Consider the following 17,798-nt stretch of genomic DNA (forward strand, 5'->3'; position numbering starts at 1 on the left):
GGACACTGGCGGTGAGGCACCGGGAGGACAAAATGCCCGCGATCGATCTGACAGGCGACGGCGGGCGGAGTATGAAATTCGATCCGAAGCTCATGTATGGCACGGCGCAAGCCGAGGCGGATCTCGTTCTGCTCGAAGCAGGGCCGCTGTCCGCCTGCTTCTCGGCCGGCGGCCTGCGCGACATCCGCTTTGCAGGGGTCGAGGTCATACGCGGCATCTATTTTCTGGTGCGCGACAGGAACTGGTCAACCCTCGTCCCCGGCCTTTCGGATGTTGAGATTGACAAAGAGGACGGCCGCTTCGTGCTGACCTACCGCGCCTGCGGCAGGACGGGGAGCGATGGGCAGTCCATATCCTGGACCGGCCGCATCATGGGGTCGAGCGGTGGGCTGCGGATGGAGGTCGCGACAGACGCGTCGGCTGAAGATTTCCTGACCTGCCGTACAGGCTTCGTCATCCTCCATCCACTCGAAAAGGCGGCTGGATGCCCGGTGACCGTAACCCATTCCGACGGGACCGCCGATGGGACCCATTTTCCCCTGCTGATCGATCCGCTGCAGTGTTTTTTCGATGTGGCGGCCTTGTCTCACAGCCCGCTGCCAGGGGTTGTCGTGACATGCAGGATGGAAGGCGGAGCCTGGGAGACGGAAGATCAGAGAAACTGGATGGACGCCTCCTACAAGACTTACTTCCGGGCGTTGTCGCTGCCCTGGCCTTACAGCATTCCCGCTGGTGAGACGATCCGCCAGGCCGTCGAACTGACAATACATGGCGCCGCCCCGGCCTCGGCTGACAAAAACGTCGTGCCTGTCGTCGTGCTTGGCGACGCCACCGGCCAGCGGGCTCCGGATATTGGGCTGTTCTGGGATCCCCAGGCCATGGAAGCGACCATGGCGGTGGCACACCAGGTCCGGTCGCTTAGCGTGCGCCATCTGACTGTGCGGGTGTCGACGGACGGGCGCGACCTGCCAGGGCAGTTGGCCCGCGCCGTTCAGTTTCAGCGCAAGGCTGCATGTCCCATTGTGCTTGAGATCATCGTTGCCGAGCGTGGCCTTCCCGTGGCGGATGAGATAGAGCTTGTCGCGGTAGCGGCAGGGTTGGCCGGACTGAAACCTCAACATGTGTCTCTGTCCCCCGCGCAGGACCTGGTGAGCTACCCGCCGTCCAGCGACCGCCCGGCCGGGCCGTCGCTGGCATCTATCTATGCTGCGGGCCGGGCGGCCTTCCCCGGCGTGCCGGTGGGAGGAGGGTCATTCGCGTTCTTCACCGAGCTCAATCGCAGGCGGCCGTTGCCGGGTACGATCGATTTGCTGCAATGGGGCACGGCTTCCATCAACCATGCCGCGGACGACCTCTCGGTCATGGAAACGCTTCAGACAATTTCCCATCAGATTGCCTCGGCGCGAGCTATCGGCGGGCTAGTTCCCTTGCGGATCGGCCCCGTCAACATTGCCATGCCGATCAATCCCTATGGAGAAAGCACGTCGCCCAATCCCGCCATGCAACGAGTGACCATGGCGCGGCGCGATCCAAGACATGGCGCGCAGTTCGGCGCGGCTTTCGCGGCAGGCTATCTCGCCCGCGCGACCCAGGGCGGCGCGGCTTCCGTCACCTTCAACGCGCCGGCGGGTGATTTCGGGCTGTTCGACGGCGACGATGCGATCCCCACTGCGGCTGTCATACGAGCCTTCGCCGAAATGAGCGGCGGTGTGGTTCTTCAAGCCGCGACATCCCTGCCACAGAAGCTGTTGGTCGCGGCATTCGACTGCGATGGACGACGGCGCGCGATCGTCTCCAACGTATCGCGGGATGCAGTCAAGGCGACTGTGGCGGGATGGCCGATTGCAAGGGTCTCGCTGCTTTCGGGCGGTGCGCGCGATTTCGCTGACGTGGCTGCGGATGGTTCGACGATCACGCTGCCCGCATACAGCGTGGCTCAGTTGGAGGGTTGAGCATGAGGATCGCCGTTCTGGGCGCCGGAGCCGTCGGTACCTGCAGCGCCTGGTATCTCGCGCAACAAGGGCACGAGGTCACAGTCATCGACCGCCAGCCGGCTCCTGCTTTGGAGACCAGTTGGGGAAATGGCTGCGTGCTGCATGCATCCGAGGCGGAGCCGTGGTCGCAGCCTGGTATGCCGCGGAAAATCGTGTCGTGGTTGGGCAAGGAAAATGCGCCGCTTTTGCTGCGCTACGGCGCCATCCCGCGCATGTGGCGCTGGGGGCTCCAATTCGCGCGCAATTGCACCAAGGAGAAGTTCCACGCCAATGCGCTCGCCAATCTCGATCTGGCTCTACTGTCTTTGAAATCGGTACAGGAAATCATCGTCGAAACCGGCATCGAATGCGACCGCTCGGCCAAGGGCGTTCTGAAGATATTCCGAGATGCGTCATCGCTGAACGCCGCCGATTGGAGCTGCGGACACTTTTCGGAACACGGGCTATCCTACCAGCGCGTGGACGTCGCACACGCGTTGGAGTTGGAGCCTGCGCTCAAGGACACTGCCCCAACGCTCGTCGGCGCGCTGCATTTCGAGCGCGACGAGGTCGTCGACTGCAACAAGTTCAACACCGGACTTGCAGCCGAGCTACAGAAGAAAGGGGTCGCATTCCGCTTCAATGCTCATGTCGAAGGATTGAAGCGCGAGGGTAGCAAGCTCGCTGGCATCCGGACGTCACAGGGTTTCATACCAGCCGACATGGTCGTGGTGGCGCTCGGTTCCTGGACAGCGCCATTCTTCAGGGCGCTTGGCATTCGCGTCCCGATCTATCCGGTGAAAGGCATTTCGATCACCATGCCGCGCGGAGACTGGGCAAGCGCGCCGTCGATACCGGTCATCGACGACAGCAAACTGTTCGGCTTCGTGCCGGTCGGCGACCGGCTACGCGTGTCAGGCTCGGCCGAGATCGCCGGCTACGACGCGGTCCCGACCTCTTCCAGGGCCGACGCGGTGCTTGAGAACACCTGTTTCACGTTCCCCACCCTCCGGACCCACTATGATTCCGCCGTTGCGAGGGTGTGGGCGGGTTTGCGGCCAGTCACGCCTGCAGGCACGCCGCTTATTGGGCCATCAGCCCTACCAGGAGTGTGGATCAATGCCGGTCACGGCCATCTCGGATGGACCTTGGCTGCCGGGTCGGGTCGGCTACTCGCCGACCTGGTAGGTGGAGGCACTGCCGGCTTGAAAGCCGATTCGGTGAAACGGTTTCGACCCGAGATTGCAGCATGAGTTCGATCATCGTCACCGGCGCAAGCTCCGGCATTGGTGCGCGGGCAGCGGTGCAACTTGGAGCTGCCGGCAGGAACGTCGTGCTGGTCGGGCGCAATCTCGATCGATTGAAGACCACTGCCGATGAGGTCAAAGCCGCCGGCGGCGCGGCTCTGAGTATCGCAGAGGAGCTTGCCGATCCGCTTGCTCCGGATCGCATTGTTGATCAAGCGGTGAAGCGGTTCGGCGGCGTTGCGGGGTTGGTCAATAACGCCGCCACGATACGTACTATGCCGCTCGAGGACTATACGCTCCCCGTGATCGATGACCATTGGGCAACGAACGTAAGGGCGCCCATGCTGCTCACCCATGCCGCTCTTCCGCATCTCATTGCAGCCAAGGGCGCGGTGGTGAACATCTCCTCGTCATCGGGAACCCTGGTGAGGCCCGGGCAGTCGCTCTATGGCATGACCAAGGCGGCGGTCGAATATCTAACCCGTTCCTATGCCGGCGAGTTCGCCAGTCGCGGCGTGCGCTTCAATGCCATCGCATACGGGCCAGTTGATACGCCGATCCATCAGACCTGGGCGCAGGACCTTAATGCGGCGTACGACTGGCTGCGGGCTCAAGTTCCCATGGGCAGGATCGGCTCGGCCGACGAGGCCGCGCGCTGGATATGCATCCTGCTGGGCCAGGATGCAGCATGGGTGACAGGCGCAATCATACCCATCGATGGTGGGCAGGTTCTCGACGTCGCGTAGTGGGCTGGATAGTTTCCAAAGACGACGCGTAATAATCAGTGAAAGAATATGTAACTCGTGCGCAAGGACCATAGATGAACCAACAGGTCGGCGACGCGCTGACGGCCGAGCGAACGCCGCGCTCCTGCGCTTAGTTGCCGACGCTCAGGTGCAGCGCTAGTCGTTTTGCGGCACCGCTTAGATGCTCCTCCGCTGCCCGTCGCGCCTCTTGCGGGTTGCTGTCCGCGATCGCCTGAAAGATAGCGACATGTTCGCGCTGGACGTCGGCCAGCAAAGCATTGCGCAGCGAACTGGCGCGCGCCTTGCGAATGAAGTTGCGGACATGGGATTCGAGAAAATCGGACATCTCGCGGAAATGCGGATTGCCAGACGCATCGACGATCTGGCGGTGAAAGGCCAGATCTTCCTCGATTCCCGCTTCACCGGCATCAAAGGCCTGTTGTATCGAATGGAGCTGTTTCTCGATCGCGGCAAGTTGCTCGGCTGAACGCCGCTCGGCGGCCAACGCCGTGGCTGCTGACTCCACCGCCATCAGCAACTCGATGACATTTTGAATGTCGAGTGCATCCGTCAAATCGACGGTGGTCAACCGGAACGCAATTTCCTTGGTTTCGATGACAAACGCGCCGAGACCCTGGCGCGTCGCCACCATCCCGTCGCGTTTCAAAGTGCCTATGGCCTCGCGCACGATAGGCCGGCTCACACCGTACTTTTCCGATAGGTCGCGTTCGGTCGGCAGCTTGTCGCCGATGACATACATTCCTGACGTAATGTCCTCGCGGATACGACCCGCGACGACGTCCACCAGGGATGGCGCACGTCTGACCCTATCGTCGACCACTATGGCATTCTCCAAATCAATCTTTCCGACCATGGATGGCAGACCCGTGCAAGCCGGCGTCGGAACGAAACAACAAATTCTGGCTCAGGATAGCAGATTCTACTTGTCAGGCAACTAAGTGACATGGTTATTAATGAAGCTAGGAGACAGCGAAGCCGCTGGTTTGCTGCTCGGTGATGCCGGCGGCAAAGAGAGGTTTCGTGTGCCTTCTTGGGAGAGCGGGTCACCGCGCCCTGGACATCGCGATTCCGCGTAATGGGAGGAACCTGTGATCAGTTGGTGGTGATGAACGAAGGCCGCATCGTCGCATGCGGTGCGGCCGGATCGGTAATTACAGAGGCTTTGCTGCGTGACGTGTTCCGAGTGGAGGCCCGCGTCGAGACGAGCCCGTACCACGGGGGACCGCACATCCACTATCTGGCCGAAACAACTCCAGCCAGATCCTCTATCGTTATAAGGTAGTGCCGAGCCAGAGCGCGGAGGCCTTCTCAGCGTCCCTGCCGAGCGCGGCTTGTGCAAGCGCGCTGTGTTCGGCCTCGACGTCGCGGCCCACAGCCACCGCGGACGCGAGCAGGCTGGGATCGGGGGGGCTCGGCCCCGCGACCGCGGGCAATCAGATGCGCGGCAGCAAATCGCTCGAATCACCTTGAGGCCGGCGGGTTGTCTTGACGCGCCGTGGGCAATCGCTTCAGGCCAAATGCAATTCGGGCCAGGATCGCTCTTAGCGACACCACTGCCGACGGAATAATGCGAAGATAGTGCCTGAATGCGGGGATGCCCATTGAAGACGGCCTACTGGCATGAATGGCGCCGCCGGCGCGCCTCTGCGCCGGGCAAAGTTGTCGCCTAGAAATAGCCGAGGATGGATTTGACCTCGAGATATTCCAGCATGCCCTCGACGCCATATTCGCGCCCGTTTCCGGACTGCTTGAAACCGCCAAACGGGGCGTGTGGATCCCAGGCCGGGTAGTTGAGATGAACCTGGCCAGAGCGGATCCGCGACGCGACGTCCCTTACGGCATCTAAGTCCTCGCCCTGCACATGGGCCCCCAGGCCGTACACCGTATCGTTGGCAATGGTGACGGCCTCGTCGACTGTGTCGTAGGGGATGATGCAGAGAACCGGCCCGAAGATCTCTTCCTGCGCGATCCTCATATGCGTGCGCACGTCCGAAAAGATGGTCGGCTTTACATAGAATCCGACATTCAGACCGCCGGGTCGACCCTTGCCGCCGGTCAGGAGTTTCGCGCCTTCCGAGATGCCGACGCCGATCATGGTTTGGATGCGATCGAATTGGGCACGGTTGGCGATTGCACCATGAGTTGAGGCTTCGCGAAGAGGCTCGCCAACAACGATCTGGGCAGCGGCCCCTTTGGCGATTTCCTCGATTTCGGTGAGCCGCTGACGTGGCACGATCATGCGCGTCGGGGCGCTGCATGACTGGCCGAGATTGCGGAAGGCGGCGGCTATGCCCAGAGAAACGGCGCGGTCGAGATCGGCGTCCGGCAGGATCACGTTGGGCGACTTGCCGCCGAGTTCCTGCGCGACACGCTTGACCGTCGGCGCTGCCGCCTGCGCCACCGCAATGCCCGCCCGGGTGGACCCGGTAATGGAGATCATATCGACATCCGGATGGGATGCGAGACCAGCACCCACGCACGGACCATCACCTTGCACGAGGTTGAATACCCCGGCCGGGAAGCCGGCTTCCTCGATCGCCTCGGCGAACAGCAGGGCGTCCAGGGGAGAAAGCTCGCTCGGCTTCAGCACGACCGTGCAGCCCGCCGCGAGCGCCGGCGAGACCTTGGCGGTGATCTGATAAAGCGGCCAGTTCCACGGCGTAATCAGTGCGCAGACACCGATCGGTTCGTGCGTGACGGCGGTTTGCCCCCGCTGCTTGACGAAGGGAAAGGCCGTCACCACATCGCGAGCGACCTTGACATGGGCGATCGCCAGCGGCACCTGCGCGCTGCGCGCATAGCTGATCGCCGCACCCATTTCGAGGGTGAGACATTGCGCAAAAAGTTCACCGCGCGCATCGAGCAGCGCCTGCAGGCGCTCGAGCAGACCGGCACGATATTCGGGCGTGGTCCGGCTCCAGGCGGCGAGTGCCCTGCGAGCTGCTGAAACGGCTGCGTCCACGTCCTCTCCATTGCCAAGCGGAAACTGGCTCACAGCCTCTTCCGTCGCCGGATTGACGACAACACTCGTCGTGGTGCCGCTCGGCTCAACCCATTGGCCATCGATAAAAAACTTATCGAGATGGCCGTTGCGCGACAGATGTTCGAGGGGCGTGATCACGCGAAAAGATCCTTCATACGGTAACAGGCACCAGAACCGGCAGGAACCGTGGACGCCCGAAATCGCCGGGAATCGCCAGCCAGTCGAAATCCTTCCCAGGATTGATCATTTTCTTTTACCGCCAGTGCCGATTTGATTGGGGCGATATCCGAGGCAGTTGCGAGCGCCTACCAGCCGCGCATTCGCTCCCAACGCCCTTCAATCTCGGGGCTGTCCCCGTTGACGACGCTGTAGAAATCATGCTGGGCGGCCATCGCACACGCATGGTTGGGCAGAATCCGGACCCGAGACCCGAGCGGCAAGTCGGGCATGGACTTGCCAGAACCGGCACGAATGGCGAGGATACCGTGTTCCTGGCTGGTCTGGACCACGATCACATCTTCAAGCACGCGCCCCTTCTCGTCGCAGACCATGCCGTAACCCTGGTCGACCTGTTGGCTTGCGGTTCCCCGGTCGCGCGAAAGCGCCATCCAACCCGCGTCAATCAGCACCCACCCCTTTTCCGGCTTGGAGCCGATAACGGTGGCTAATACGGAAATCGCGATATCGTCGCGGCCGCAGACCCCAACCCCGTGCTGGACGAGATCGAAGAACATGTAGACGCCGGCGCGCAGCTCCGTGACACCCTCGAGAGTTTGGGCGAAATGCGCTGTCGGCGTCGAGCCGACGCTGACGACAGGGCAGCCATGGCCATGGGCGCGCAGGATTTCAGCGGCGCGCACGGTGGCCGAACGCTCGTTTTCCGCCGCCTTCATCAGCGCGTCAGGCGCACTCAAGCTATAGGACTCGCCAGCATGCGCGAGGACGCCGGCGAGGTTGGCCTCCGCTGCGACAACCCTGTTGGCTACCTCGAGCAGCCTGGGATCGTCCGGCTTCAAGCCGCCGCGATGGTCATCGCAGTCCAGTTCGATGAAGACCGATGGCGTCACGCCGGTGGCTTCGCGCACCCCGGCCAGGGCGTCGGCCTGGTCCACGGAATCAAGCAACAGCTTCACATCGGCGCCGCTGCGGCGACAAAGCTCCATGGCCCGCCTTGCCGAAGCCGGCGAGAGGCCGACCGCATAGGCGATGTCGCGAAAGCCGTGGTGCGCGAAATACTCCGCCTCGGCGATCGTCGAGACCGTGATCGGACCGAGTTCGCGAGGGAACGCGTTCCGGGCGACGTCGATGCTTTTGGCCGTCTTCATATGCGGGCGCAGCACCACGCCAAGCTTCTTGGCACGCGCTGCCAGGCGCTGAATGTTGCGTCCGAGCCGTCCGCGGTCCAGCAGCAGGGTCGGCGTCACAAGGGCGGCGATACTCTTCGCCGTCGCGCTCCCTGATAGATTTGCCACGGTAGTGTTCATGATCTTGCTTCCTAAAGGAACGACTGGTTTGCCAACGCATACATATGTGCCGGGCCGTCGGAGACGGGCCGTTGCCCTTTGACCATTGCGGTGGCACTGCCGGCTCGCTTGAGTCCGAGGCTCGCAAGCCAGTCGCCCAATCCATCTTCGGCATAGACGTCAATGCGAACGAATTGATCGTGAAGCTTCGAAAGCTGCGCCAGGATCAGAAGCCGCGCATCCTCGACGCTTTCGGCCGCACAAGGACCGACGACATAGCCGCGCCCGAACTTCCTGGCGATGGCGTAGCCGGCAACCCGCTCCCCGCGCTCGATAACGAGGACCTTGCCCGCATCGGCGAGCGCAGCCACCATCGCCGACCGGGGCATGCCCGTGGCCCGTTCGTCGAAGGCCTGGATGGCCGCGAGGTCTAAGGCCGTCGCTTGACGGATGTCAGGGGTCGTCTGCGTTACGGCAACAGTCAGCGGGCCATGGTGCTGAAGTACAGTGCCCCAGGCCGCAAAGCCGCGTCGCTTATAGAGCGCGAGCCCCTCATCAGTCGAATTGAGCAGCAGGTGGCGTCCGTGTGTAGTCGCAAGCAATCCATCAAAGAGCCGCGAGCCGTTGCCACCGCCTTGCGCGGCGCCCGTGACGATGATCATTCCGGCGGAAGCATAGGTCGGTCCGTAGCTCCAGGACATGGCCGTGCCGATCACCTGTCCTGCCCGCTCCAGGACCAGACCATTTCCGACCATTGCGGCAAATTCCCAATCTTCCAGGCGATAGGGCCAGCCCATCTCCTGCGACAGCTTCAGCGCACCCGGCAAATGGCGGGCTTCCAATTTCATCAGCTCCATCGGGTTTCTGACGATGTCTGTGTCATGCTCAATGGCCATAAGTGCAACGCTGTCATTTTATCCAGGATTGAAGTCGCACCTTAGAGTGGCGTCCGGCGGACAGATTTCGCTGCTGTTTTGCCCTTTCAATTCAGCGGGATTATTCCTTTTTGAGCAGTTCCTCGGCATCCCAAACCGCGCAAATCAGGCGAGGAATATCTGGACCTTGAATCGCTCCGTCGTGGTTGCCCCGCGATCGGTGGACATCTGCACCTTTTCAGGTGTGATCTCAGCTCTGCAACGAGATGGCCGCAATACTCCCCAGCGATGAAACGCCTGATGCTCACGAGGAATTCTGGATGATCTACATCAGCGAAGAAGAGTCGGCCGCCCTTGTCACGCATGAACTTGCCTTCGAGGCGGCGCGGGAGGCGCTCGTGGCAGCAGCATCGGGGCAGAGCTGGGTCTTTCCCGCTGTTCTCGGGCGCACACAGGAGGCGAGCAATACCTTCTCCATCAAATCCGGGTCGTCGGACGACCTGACCGGAGTGAAAATCGGCTCCTTTTGGTCAGGCAACCCGGCACGTGGCCTTCCGCGCCACAACTCCACCATCGTGCTGCTCGATCGGCATACAGGTCGGCTCCGCGCCGTTATCGAGGCCGGGAAGGTCAACGCCTACAGGACGGCTGCCGCCGATGCGGTTGCGGCCGATTTCCTTGCGCGCAGGCAAGCCAAGGTTCTTGCGATATTCGGCGCCGGCAACCAGGCGGGCTTCGAAGTGCAGGCGCTGGCACGCATTCGCCCAATCGAAACCGTGCTGGTCGTCGCCCGGCCTTCACAGCGGCGCGACGCTCTTATCGATCGGATCGGGACAATGGGCCTGGAGGCGCTTGCCGCCCTGCCCGAAGAAGCCGTGCGCGCGGCCGACATCGTGGTGACGGCAACACCTTCCCGCGAACCGCTGTTCGATGCCGCTTGGGTGGGACCCGGAACTCATGTCGTCAGCATGGGATCAGATGCTCCGGGCAAGCGCGAATTACCGAGCGAATTGTTTACCAGGGCACGTCTGTTTTGTGATCTGATTTCCCAGTCCATCCAGATCGGCGAGTTCCAACATGTGCGCGACGAGATCGACGCCGGCCTGCTTGCGGCAACGCCAATCGGCGATGTCATTGAAAAGCGTGCCCGCGGACGCCGCTTCGACAATGAAATCACTGTCTTCGACAGTTCCGGTATCTCTCTCCAGGATCTCTACATGGCCAACGCGCTGATCCGCGCGAAAGCGTCCCACCACTGACCGGCTTCGCACCCACAGGTCTCAGCCCCGAAGGATTTTTCCACTGCAATAAAGACCTTTACAACCGAGCCGTGCTTCATGGCACCGCATGAGCTCAAGACTCCGGTCCACCGCCAACGACCACATGGCAACCAAGTCCCAGATTCGATAGTCCTGAGTGAGAAACCAGCGTCATCCTCGCCATCGGAATTCTGCCATGAACGTTCGTGCCGTAGATCGCGCACTTGAGGCTAGTCCCGACCGCCGCCTACCAGTCCATCACCACCTTGCCCGAACAAATAACGGCCTCCGATTGCTCAAGCAATTCTTCAGCAGGCCGTACCCGGCACGATTTCGGCGATGTAGGTCTTTACGATGTGCATATCGGCGGGAAGGACCTTAAATCGTCTCGGCAAGTCTTCTATTCCATCGAACCGTTTTGGACGACTTGGCTCGCGGCCCAAAGCCTCCCTGATGGTCTCCGGCTGATCTTCAGATAGCGGCGATGTCCAGCTTCGAGCCGTCGACCAGACGCGACAGGCGAAACGGTGTAGGATCGATGCAAGGCGTGTCGTTTACGACAAGCTCTGCGGCCAGATGACCAAGCCCCGGGCCCAAACCGAAGCCGTGACCCGAGCAGCCCGCCGCGAGGACGAGACCTTTCACCCCGTCTACCTGCGACACCACAGGCACTGCGTCCGGCGTGCAATCCACGAAGCCGCCCCAGGCACTATCGATCTCTATATCGCCGAGTTGAGGGAAGGTTTTCCGGACACTCTCCACCACTTGGCTTACCAGCCATTTTAAGGGTGGAGGATCCAGCACGCGGTTCTGTTCGAAGATCCGATCGTCGCTGGTCAGCAGCGCCGGCATTGAGTCCGGCCCCGAAAGAAACGATCGGCCGATGCCGAGCCTGACGTTCTTTAAGCGACGCAAGAATTGCGGCATGAATTCCCGGCTATACCGGATAGCCTGGGGCGTGATTTCGAGGTTCGCCTTGCCGCTGATCGCAAGCGTATAGCTGCCGTCCAGTCGGCGCGTGATGGTGCAGTAGGGTGTGGAGACCGCCTCGCCTATGTTGATTGTCGGGGTGGAACGCAGCGCGGTCTGCCGGATGCTCGCTTGGGGGAAACTGATCCCGAGCGGCCTAAGGAAGCGCGAGGACCAGGCGCCGGCGGCGCACAGCACCGCGCTGGTTCTGATGTAGCCCTTCTCCGTGTGCACGCCCGCAATCTTGCCATTGGCCAAGTCGAGCGCCCGCGCGGCGCATTCCTGATGGATGGTGGCGCCCAGAGCTCTGGCCCCATCGGCGATAGCCGGCGCGGCGAGCGCAGGTTCGGCCTTACCATCCCGGTCCGAATAGGTCCCGCCGACCCATTTGTCGCGCGCTTCGGGGACGCGATCGGCCACCTCCGCCCGGCTCAGCATGCGGGTGTCGACCTCGTACTCCCTGGCGACCTCCCGCCACCTTTCCCAGCCGGCGAGCACAGCCTCGTCGTGAGTCGCATAGACGAGACCGCAGCGTCGAAATCCAAGGTCCCGATTGATATCGCGCGTCAGCTCGTCCCACAGTCGCATGGAGATCACCGAGAGCGGCAGTTCGCGCCGGTCGCGGTTCTGCTGGCGGCACCAACCCCAGTTTCGGCTCGATTGTTCACAGGCGACGTGGCCCTTCTCGAGCAGAGCCACTGAGAGGCCACGCTTCGCCAGGAAATAGGCGGCCGTAGAACCGAGGATGCCGCCGCCGACGATGACGACGTCGACTTCGGCCGGGAGACGCTCATCGCTGTGAATGCGTTCGACTCGGGGCGACATGTTCCAACCAACCTCGGCTGCCAAGAATGCGGAAGCAAAGTTCCGATCAACCCTTCATCGCATCGTGCGCTCGAAAGAATGTGCCGAAATGATCTAGGACCTCGCCAGATGTACGGGTTTTTGATCCCCTGATCGATACGAACTGCTCAAGCCCGACCGAGTTCCAGTTCGGCGCAGGGCGGCGTAACCTGCTCGCGAGTCCGTTGGATCGCGCTTGAGGTCTTGAGCCTGCGTGCGAATTGTAGGCGGCAACTAAGTCGGAGCTGTTACCCGAGCTGATCGTGGCTCTCGTAGCAGAAGCGTTGACCGTGGCGTCCTTGATCGTGCGGTACATCTTCTCGACCTGTCCATTGGTCCAATGATGCTTGGCCTTAATCGTACGGTGCTCGATGTCGTCGTGGCGCAGGCATATTCGAAGACATGCGCCCCGTCGCCTTTGCCCGTCAGCGGCTGGCGCGCCAGAACGCGATACGGTCCTGCAACCGATAGCCCTGGATAACCGCCGGCATGAACCACGGATTGCCGCGATAGAGCGGAATGGCGGAAGGCGGTCGAAAGTCGAATGCGGTGCGCGCCTGCTCGCCATGCCCCATCAGCTTGTGGGCCGCACGCATACCGACCCACGGTGCCCACACCACACCCGAACCACAGAAGCCGGTGGCATAGACCACACCATCCTTCTCGAAGATGCGGGGCAGCATGTCGCGGTTCATCGCCACGTTGCCGAACCAGCAATGCGAAAGGCGCACGTTCTCCAACTCCGGGAAGAGGTTCACCAGGCCCTTGCGTAGGAGAAGTTGCGGCGCCGCCGGATCGCCGACGCGAGAACTGTCGCGGCCTCCCAGCAGAATGCGTTTTCCGTCAGGCGAGGGACGATAATAGAAACCGAGCTGCCGGTTTTCGGTGATCGTCATCAGCTTCGGCATCAGTCGCGCCATGACGTCGGGCGCAAGTTCCTCGGTGACGATGATCCGGCTGCGGACCGGGACCAGCCGTCGACGCAGAAAGGGGGCGGCGCCGTCGGTATATCCATTGGTACAGACCAGAACCTGCCGTGCATCCACCGTCCCTGCGGAAGTCACGACGCGGAACCCCGAACCATTCCTCTCGATCGACTTGACCACCGTATTCGAATGGACCGTCAACCCGGATGCGAGCGCGACCCGCAGAAGTTCAGCATGGAATTTGGCCGGGTGTAGCCCGCCAATGTCCCTCCGGACGGTCCCGCCGCGGTAGAAATCGGTGCCGATATAATTGCGCTGCTCGGCATGCGGAACGGCGTAAGACTCGATCCGCAGTTTCTTCGCCAGTGTCTCGGCGCCGCGCGCCATTTTCCCATACTGTTGATACCCGAAAGCGCCTTTGAACTGGCCAACCAGCCGGAAGTCGCAGTCGAGCCCTTCGGCCCTGATGAAGTCATAGAGGAATTCGCGCGCGATCTTGCCCTCGGCTTCGATCGCCATGGCCTTCTGTTCACCGAAGCGCCGGGCGATCGTGGCATGGTCGGGCCGTATGCTCCCGCTCGTAATCCCGCCGTTGCGCGTGGAAGCACCCTCGCCCGGATTCATGGCATCGAAAGCGGCGACCGAGCGTCCCTCGCGCGCCAGCACCAGCCCGGCCGAAAGCCCGGCATAACCGGCGCCGACAATTGCCACGTCAAGTGTCTTTGCAACGGGCCGCGGCGGCAGCGGCATGACGGGCGCCGCTTCCCACCAGTAGGGCGTGTTCTTTTCGGCGACTTTGGGCTCTTGCACGTGACTGACTTCTTCTTGACGTTCCAGGGTTTAGGGATGTGACGGGTCGCGGTATTCAGATATGGTCATCTCGCACATCCAGAGCGTCACGCAGTCCGTCGCCGATGAAATTGAAACTGGTCACCGCGATGGTGATGGCAGCTCCGGGGATGATCGCCAGCCAAGGTGCGCTGCCCAGATATTGCTGGGCGCCATTGAGCATGTTGCCCCAGCTGGGCAGTGGCGGCTGGATCCCGTAGCCGAGGAAGCTGATGTAGGCTTCCATGAGAATGGCGCGCGCGACGGTCAAAGTGGAAGCAACGATGATTGGCCCGATGGCGTTGGGCAGTATCTCGCGGAACATGATATGGGTGCCGGTCAGTCCCAGCATTCGCCCGGCCTGGACGAATTCGCGCTCGCGAAGCGAGCGGACCTCGGCCTCTACAATTCGGGCTACTTCCATCCAGCTGGTCGCAGCGATGACGACGGTGATCATTATCGGGCTGGGCTTCAGGGCTGCGGCAAGGGCCAGAACAAGGAAGATGGACGGGAAGGCCAGAAAGCCGTCTACCATGCGCATCAGCGAGGCTCCTATCCAGCCGCCGCGGTATCCAGCAATTACTCCAACGAGCGTGCCGATCAGCGTCGACAACAGCATGGCGAAGAAGCCCACAAGCAACGAGATTCGTCCCGCCATCAAGAGCCTTGCCGCCAGGTCGCGACCGAGCGGATCAGTGCCCAGGAAATGGTGGCCCGTGAGCGGGGGAGCAAAGCGGGCCCGCAGATCGATATACAATGAGTCATAGGGCAGGAGATGGGGGCCGACGACGCAAGCGAGGCTGAGGAGGATGATCATCGCCAAGCCGAGCAGCGCCAGGCGATGGCGCATGAAACGAAGTGCCGCGCGGTTGTTTGTCCATCGGCTTGGCGCTGCATTTGCGGTGAGAGCGGTCATGTTGGCTGTCTCCTGTCGGGGAAGTTGCGCGCTCAAGCCAAACGAATGCGTGGATCGACGATAGCGACGACAATGTCGGCGATCAGGTTTCCAAGCAGAACGAGGATAGCGGAGAACATCAGCAGCCCCATCACAACCGGATAGTCGCTGTAACCAAGGCTATCGAGGAACAAACGTCCCATTCCTGGCCAGGTAAAGACAGTTTCGGTCACCAGCGCACCGGTCAGGACGCTGGGAAGCTGCATCCCGGCCAAGGTAATCATCGGCAAAAGCGCATTGCCGACGACATGCTTCATCAGAATCCGGCGCTCACTCAAGCCCTTGGCCCGAGCCGTCTTGACGAAGTCCTGGCTGATGGCATCGAGGGTCGCCGTCCGCATGTAGCGGCTCCAGATCGCTACATGGACCAGCGACAGCACGATGCTTGGCAGGATCAGATGGTGGAGGTAGCCCAGGATCGAGGTGTCGCCGATCTCGGACATATTGCCCGCCGGCAGCCAGCCCAGCTTCAGGGAAAAGATGTAGATGCCGACGAGGCCGAACCAGAAGGTAGGGACCGACAAAGCGATCATGGCACCGACAGTCGCTAGATAGTCGAATAGCGAATAGCGGCGTGTGGCGCCCCGGATTCCAATCCAGGCGCCAATGGAGATCGCAATCACGGTTGAGGATCCCATCAGCAGCAGCGTGGCGAACAGATGCCTGCCGATCACCTCCAACACCGGCGCGCCGTCGCGGAAGGAATGACCCCAGTCGCCCTGCAGCAGCCGCCATGCCCAGTCCAGATATTGGACCCATATAGGGCGATCAAGGCCCAGCAGCCCCTTGAGCCGCTCGATATCCTGCTGGGTCATTCCGGGATCGAGCCCGAATTGCGCCAGCGGGCCGCCCGGGAGAAGGTTCAGAATGCCGAAGCCGATGATCGAAACGATCACCAGCAGCACCAGGCTCTGCGAGAGGCGATTGAGCAGGAAGCCGCGCATTCTGAGTCCTCCGTTGTGGGTTGGCGATTTTTGTTTGTTGCCGCCGCCAGGATGAAATCCGGCGACGGCAATAGGATGGATCAGGCCTTCCAGCGCCAGTCTGCGGCATGCCACGACGCGGTGCGCGTGTTGGCATTGGGCTTGAAACCGTCCAACCCTGCCTTGCGTCCGAGCACGTTTGTGATCGCTAACAGCGGCAGGAAGGGCAGATCATGGCGCACCACTTCCTGCACGCGATTGTAGATCCCGCGCCGCTCTTCCGGATCGAAGCTGCGAGTACCCTTTTCGAGCAGGGCATCGACCTCGGGGTTGGAGTATTGCCCGGTGTTCGAACCGCGTCCGCCCTGGGCGGCGATTGCCTTCGTGTGCAGGCGGTTTGTGGCGTCTGGGTCAGCGGCAATCAGATAGGTAACGCCCACCATAGCTGTGTCGAACTGCGACTTCAGCCAGAATTCGCCCCACATGACTGCAGCCGGCAAGTTCGAGATCGTCATCTCGACGCCGATCTCGGCAAACGTCTGCTGCAGGAACTGCTGCGTCTGCTCGCGCAGGTTGTTGCCTGAAGTTGTCGAGTTGGAGAAGGCCAGTCGCACTCCATCCTTGGCGCGGATTCCATCCGGCCCCGGCGCCCAGCCGGCCTCATCAAGAATCTGGCGCGCACGGTCCAGATTGAACTCCTGCACGGGCAGGTTCGGATTGTAGTAGAAGGACTCCTGCGGCATGAAGGTCTCAGTGAGTGTGCCGACGCCGTAATAGATCGTGTCGACAATCGCTTTCCTGTCCATCGCGGTGTAGAGCGCCTGGCGCACTGCTAGATCCTTGAACTGCGGGCGGCCCAGATTGAGGTAGATCGACTCCACGGATGCGCCGGTCTCCAATGTCACCACGCGGTCTGGCAATTCGCGGGCTTCAGCATAATGGTCGGCCGTAATGTAGGATTGATCGACCAGGTCGACGTCGCCGCTCTTGAACTGCGTATAGAGCACCGTCATGTCGGGAATGTATTTGAAGATGAGCTGCTCGACATAGGGGCCCTCGCCGGCATACTCCGGGTTGGCGGCGAGCTCGATGTGGTCGCCCGCTACCCGCTGGCTCCACTTGAAAGCGCCGGTGCCGATCGGCGCCTGGTTGAACGCCGCTGTATTCGGATCGGCCTCTTTCCCCAGAATGTGCTTGGGCACCATGAAGGTTTCGGCCAGGAACGACAGATAGGGCGAAAAAGCCTCCTTCATGCGCCAGGTGATCTCGGTAGGCGAAACGACTTTGATATCTTGGACGAGCGAGTGACCGCTCGTCCGCCAAGCGCGAAATTTGGGGTTCGTGATGAGCTCAAGGGTGAATTTCACGTCCTCGGCCGTGAAGGGCTCGCCGTCGTGCCAGCGGACATTGTCGCGCAACCGGATGCGCCAGTTGAGGCCGTCCTGCGAAATGCCGCCGTTCTTCTGGCTTGGCACCTCGGCTGCGAGATTCGGCTGGAGAACGCCTTTTGCGTCCATTCTGACCAACGCATCAAAAACAGAGAAATGGACCGCGTCATCGACTTCGATATGCGCCATCAACGGATTGAACACGGTCGGCTCTTGTGAAAGGCCGACGACGACGCGACCGGCCGGACCCGCAGCGGGGCTCTTCGCGAAGGCGGGCTTGCCGAGCAGATTGGGCGCGATGAGGCCGGCGGCCCCACCTAACCCCATCAGTCGCAGCGCCTGGCGTCTCGAATAGTTGGAGGTAGTCGTTGAATCTTTGGTCATGGTAGTTCCTCTCTC

The 17,798-nt window shown here is 61.7% G+C and carries 14 protein-coding genes and 2 pseudogenes; 5 read left to right on the forward strand and 11 right to left on the reverse strand.

Translation table 11 applies throughout. The features are described from left to right. Window positions 1-32: 32 nt before the first annotated feature. The 3 genes from AC0L2H_RS16630 to AC0L2H_RS16640 are packed head-to-tail and all read left to right on the forward strand — an operon-like array spanning window position 33 to window position 3,966. The gene (locus AC0L2H_RS16630) at window positions 33-1,952 is read left to right on the forward strand and encodes a D-apionate lactonase family protein (RefSeq protein WP_473591245.1); all 1,920 of its coding nucleotides are present in this window, start codon (window positions 33-35) and stop codon (window positions 1,950-1,952) included. 2 nt (window positions 1,953-1,954) lie between these two features. Next, a complete protein-coding gene (locus AC0L2H_RS16635) occupies window positions 1,955-3,226 on the forward strand; it encodes a D-amino acid dehydrogenase (protein ID WP_473591246.1) in 1,272 nt (423 codons plus the stop codon). Next, the gene (locus AC0L2H_RS16640) at window positions 3,223-3,966 is read left to right on the forward strand and encodes an SDR family NAD(P)-dependent oxidoreductase (protein WP_473591247.1); all 744 of its coding nucleotides are present in this window, start codon (window positions 3,223-3,225) and stop codon (window positions 3,964-3,966) included. Before AC0L2H_RS16635 ends, AC0L2H_RS16640 begins: the two co-directional genes overlap by 4 nt. A 130-nt stretch (window positions 3,967-4,096) precedes the next feature. Here AC0L2H_RS16640 and AC0L2H_RS16645 read toward each other — a convergent pair whose 3' ends face one another. Next, window positions 4,097-4,840, reverse strand: coding sequence for a FadR/GntR family transcriptional regulator (locus AC0L2H_RS16645; RefSeq protein WP_473591248.1), 744 nt, complete (start codon window positions 4,838-4,840; stop codon window positions 4,097-4,099). Window positions 4,841-5,074: 234 nt separating this feature from the next. Here AC0L2H_RS16645 and AC0L2H_RS16650 point away from each other — a divergent pair. Next, window positions 5,075-5,269, forward strand: a pseudogene (locus AC0L2H_RS16650) (hypothetical protein); the annotation flags it as partial. 384 nt (window positions 5,270-5,653) lie between these two features. Here AC0L2H_RS16650 and AC0L2H_RS16655 read toward each other — a convergent pair. From AC0L2H_RS16655 to AC0L2H_RS16665, 3 genes are all read right to left on the reverse strand, one after another. Next, window positions 5,654-7,108: an aldehyde dehydrogenase family protein gene (locus AC0L2H_RS16655; RefSeq protein ID WP_473591249.1), complete on the reverse strand. Its 1,455-nt coding sequence runs from the start codon at window positions 7,106-7,108 to the stop codon at window positions 5,654-5,656. Window positions 7,109-7,275: 167 nt separating this feature from the next. Continuing rightward, window positions 7,276-8,454: an alanine racemase gene (locus AC0L2H_RS16660; protein ID WP_473591250.1), complete on the reverse strand. Its 1,179-nt coding sequence runs from the start codon at window positions 8,452-8,454 to the stop codon at window positions 7,276-7,278. 11 nt (window positions 8,455-8,465) lie between these two features. Next, window positions 8,466-9,329 carry a GNAT family N-acetyltransferase gene (locus AC0L2H_RS16665; protein ID WP_473591251.1) on the reverse strand — a complete coding sequence of 288 codons (864 nt, stop codon included), beginning with the start codon at window positions 9,327-9,329 and terminating at the stop codon, window positions 8,466-8,468. A 299-nt stretch (window positions 9,330-9,628) separates the two neighbouring features. Between AC0L2H_RS16665 and AC0L2H_RS16670 the strand changes: the two genes are divergently transcribed. Then, a complete protein-coding gene (locus tag AC0L2H_RS16670) occupies window positions 9,629-10,567 on the forward strand; it encodes an ornithine cyclodeaminase family protein (protein WP_473591252.1) in 939 nt (312 codons plus the stop codon). 308 nt (window positions 10,568-10,875) lie between these two features. Here the strand turns inward: AC0L2H_RS16670 and AC0L2H_RS16675 are convergent, their stop codons facing one another. The 7 genes and pseudogenes from AC0L2H_RS16675 to AC0L2H_RS16705 form a co-directional block, all read right to left on the reverse strand. Continuing rightward, complete coding sequence (locus tag AC0L2H_RS16675) at window positions 10,876-11,103, reverse strand: hypothetical protein (RefSeq protein WP_473591295.1); 228 nt, start codon at window positions 11,101-11,103, stop codon at window positions 10,876-10,878. After that, window positions 11,039-12,361: an NAD(P)/FAD-dependent oxidoreductase gene (locus tag AC0L2H_RS16680; RefSeq protein ID WP_473591253.1), complete on the reverse strand. Its 1,323-nt coding sequence runs from the start codon at window positions 12,359-12,361 to the stop codon at window positions 11,039-11,041. Before AC0L2H_RS16680 ends, AC0L2H_RS16675 begins: the two co-directional genes overlap by 65 nt. A gap of 218 nt (window positions 12,362-12,579) precedes the next feature. Further along, window positions 12,580-12,784 (reverse strand): annotated as a pseudogene (locus AC0L2H_RS16685) (IS481 family transposase); the annotation flags it as partial. A gap of 20 nt (window positions 12,785-12,804) precedes the next feature. Beyond that, window positions 12,805-14,055 (reverse strand): NAD(P)/FAD-dependent oxidoreductase, encoded by a 1,251-nt coding sequence (locus AC0L2H_RS16690; protein WP_473591296.1) that lies wholly within the window; start codon window positions 14,053-14,055, stop codon window positions 12,805-12,807. Window positions 14,056-14,170: 115 nt separating this feature from the next. Continuing rightward, entirely contained in the window at window positions 14,171-15,049 is an 879-nt protein-coding gene (locus tag AC0L2H_RS16695) for an ABC transporter permease (RefSeq protein ID WP_473591254.1), read from the reverse strand. Window positions 15,050-15,081: 32 nt separating this feature from the next. Continuing rightward, the gene (locus AC0L2H_RS16700) at window positions 15,082-16,032 is read right to left on the reverse strand and encodes an ABC transporter permease (RefSeq protein WP_473591255.1); all 951 of its coding nucleotides are present in this window, start codon (window positions 16,030-16,032) and stop codon (window positions 15,082-15,084) included. Window positions 16,033-16,112: 80 nt separating this feature from the next. After that, window positions 16,113-17,783, reverse strand: a complete 1,671-nt coding sequence (locus AC0L2H_RS16705) for a peptide ABC transporter substrate-binding protein (RefSeq protein ID WP_473591256.1) — start codon at window positions 17,781-17,783, stop codon at window positions 16,113-16,115. Window positions 17,784-17,798 lie beyond the last annotated feature (15 nt).

It is taken from the genome of Mesorhizobium sp. WSM4871, assembly GCF_055811295.1.

Excerpts from the sequence above, each read along its gene's own strand:
- AC0L2H_RS16630 (WP_473591245.1), top strand. The coding sequence starts at position 33 with ATGCCCGCGATCGATCTGACAGGCGACGGCGGGCGGAGTATGAAATTC.
- AC0L2H_RS16635 (WP_473591246.1), top strand. The coding sequence starts at position 1,955 with ATGAGGATCGCCGTTCTGGGCGCCGGAGCCGTCGGTACCTGCAGCGCC.
- AC0L2H_RS16640 (WP_473591247.1), top strand. The coding sequence starts at position 3,223 with ATGAGTTCGATCATCGTCACCGGCGCAAGCTCCGGCATTGGTGCGCGG.
- AC0L2H_RS16645 (WP_473591248.1), bottom strand. The coding sequence starts at position 4,840 with ATGGTCGGAAAGATTGATTTGGAGAATGCCATAGTGGTCGACGATAGG.
- AC0L2H_RS16660 (WP_473591250.1), bottom strand. The coding sequence starts at position 8,454 with ATGAACACTACCGTGGCAAATCTATCAGGGAGCGCGACGGCGAAGAGT.
- AC0L2H_RS16665 (WP_473591251.1), bottom strand. The coding sequence starts at position 9,329 with ATGGCCATTGAGCATGACACAGACATCGTCAGAAACCCGATGGAGCTG.
- AC0L2H_RS16670 (WP_473591252.1), top strand. The coding sequence starts at position 9,629 with ATGATCTACATCAGCGAAGAAGAGTCGGCCGCCCTTGTCACGCATGAA.
- AC0L2H_RS16680 (WP_473591253.1), bottom strand. The coding sequence starts at position 12,361 with ATGTCGCCCCGAGTCGAACGCATTCACAGCGATGAGCGTCTCCCGGCC.
- AC0L2H_RS16690 (WP_473591296.1), bottom strand. The coding sequence starts at position 14,055 with ATGCCGCTGCCGCCGCGGCCCGTTGCAAAGACACTTGACGTGGCAATT.
- AC0L2H_RS16695 (WP_473591254.1), bottom strand. The coding sequence starts at position 15,049 with ATGACCGCTCTCACCGCAAATGCAGCGCCAAGCCGATGGACAAACAAC.
- AC0L2H_RS16700 (WP_473591255.1), bottom strand. The coding sequence starts at position 16,032 with ATGCGCGGCTTCCTGCTCAATCGCCTCTCGCAGAGCCTGGTGCTGCTG.
- AC0L2H_RS16705 (WP_473591256.1), bottom strand. The coding sequence starts at position 17,783 with ATGACCAAAGATTCAACGACTACCTCCAACTATTCGAGACGCCAGGCG.